We start from the raw sequence: 1,637 nt of genomic DNA, 5'->3' as shown, positions 1-1,637 counted from the left end.
GGGTGGGTGTGGGTTGGTTGTTTGTTGAGATGTGCATAGTGGACGCGAGCATCTTTGTTTCTCTGTGTAGGTAAGTTTTTAAGGGCAGACGGTGGATGCCTTGGCACCAGGAGCCGATGAAGGACGTGGGAGGCCGCGATAGGCCTGGGGGAGCTGTCAACCAAGCTGTGATCCCAGGGTGTCCGAATGGGGGAACCCAGCCCGAGTCATGTCGGGTTACCCGCACCTGAATACATAGGGTGTGTGGAGGGAACGCGGGGAAGTGAAACATCTCAGTACCCGTAGGAAGAGAAAACAACATGTGATTCCGTGAGTAGTGGCGAGCGAAAGCGGATGTAGCCTAAACCGTGTGCGTGTGATACCTGTCAGGGGTTGCGTGGACGGGGTTGTGGGACCCTACTGACACAGCTGACACTGTGTCGCACAGTTATAAAGCCTTGGGCTAGTCGAATCCTCTGGAATGAGGGACCGTAGAGGGTGAGAGTCCTGTAGACGAAAGTTCTGGGCCTGTGGTGGGTGTTCCCGAGTAGCGGCGGACTCCTGAAATCTGCCGTGAATCTGCCAGGACCACCTGGTAAGGCTGAATACTACCTGGTGACCGATAGCGGACTAGTACCGTGAGGGAATGGTGAAAAGTACCCCGGGAGGGGAGTGAAATAGTACCTGAAACCGTCTGCCTACAATCCGTCGGAGCTGAGGACTTGTTCCGAGGTGACGGCGTGCCTTTTGAAGAATGAGCCTGCGAGTTAGTGGCATGTGGCGAGGTTAACCCGTGTGGGGAAGCCGTAGCGAAAGCGAGTCTGAACAGGGCGTTCAGTCGCATGCTCTAGACCCGAAGCGGAGTGATCTAGCCATGGGCAGGTTGAAGCGACGGTAAGACGTCGTGGAGGACCGAACCCACCAACGTTGAAAAGTTGGGGGATGACCTGTGGTTAGGGGTGAAAGGCCAATCAAACTCCGTGATAGCTGGTTCTCCCCGAAATGCATTTAGGTGCAGCGTCGCGTGTTTCTTGCCGGAGGTAGAGCTACTGGATGGCCTAGGGGGCCCACAAGCTTACCGAAGTCAGCTAAACTCCGAATGCCGGTAAGTGAGAGCGCGGCAGTGAGACTGCGGGGGATAAGCTTCGTAGTCGAGAGGGAAACAGCCCAGATCACCAGCTAAGGCCCCTAAGCGTGTGCTAAGTGGAAAAGGATGTGGGATCGCATAGACAACCAGGAGGTTGGCTTAGAAGCAGCCACCCTTGAAAGAGTGCGTAATAGCTCACTGGTCAAGTGGTTCCGCGCCGACAATGTAGCGGGGCTCAAGCACACCGCCGAAGCTGTGGCACTCACACAATAACCCCGCCAGGGTTACTCCTGGTGCAGGTGTGTGGGTGGGTAGGGGAGCGTCGTGTGGCGGGTGAAGCGGCAGAGTGATCTAGCCGTGGACGCCACACGAGTGAGAATGCAGGCATGAGTAGCGAATGCAGGGTGAGAAACCCTGCCGCCGGATGACCAAGGGTTCCAGAGTCAAGCTAATCTGCTCTGGGTGAGTCGGGACCTAAGGCGAGGCCGAGAGGCGTAGTCGATGGACAACGGGTTGATATTCCCGTACCCGCAAAGCAGCGCCCGCGATGAACCCTGCTGTACTAACCTCC

General features: G+C 56.7%; 1 rRNA gene. It reads left to right on the top strand.

Annotated elements, in window-relative coordinates:
- Positions 1-68: 68 nt before the first annotated feature.
- Positions 69-1,637, top strand: a 23S ribosomal RNA gene (locus Cco03nite_RS41920); the annotation flags it as partial.

The organism is Catellatospora coxensis, assembly GCF_016862635.1.
Classification (GTDB): domain Bacteria; phylum Actinomycetota; class Actinomycetes; order Mycobacteriales; family Micromonosporaceae; genus Catellatospora; species Catellatospora coxensis.
The sequence above is the reverse complement of the archived record's forward strand: the minus strand, read 5'-3'. Positions and strand labels throughout refer to the sequence as shown.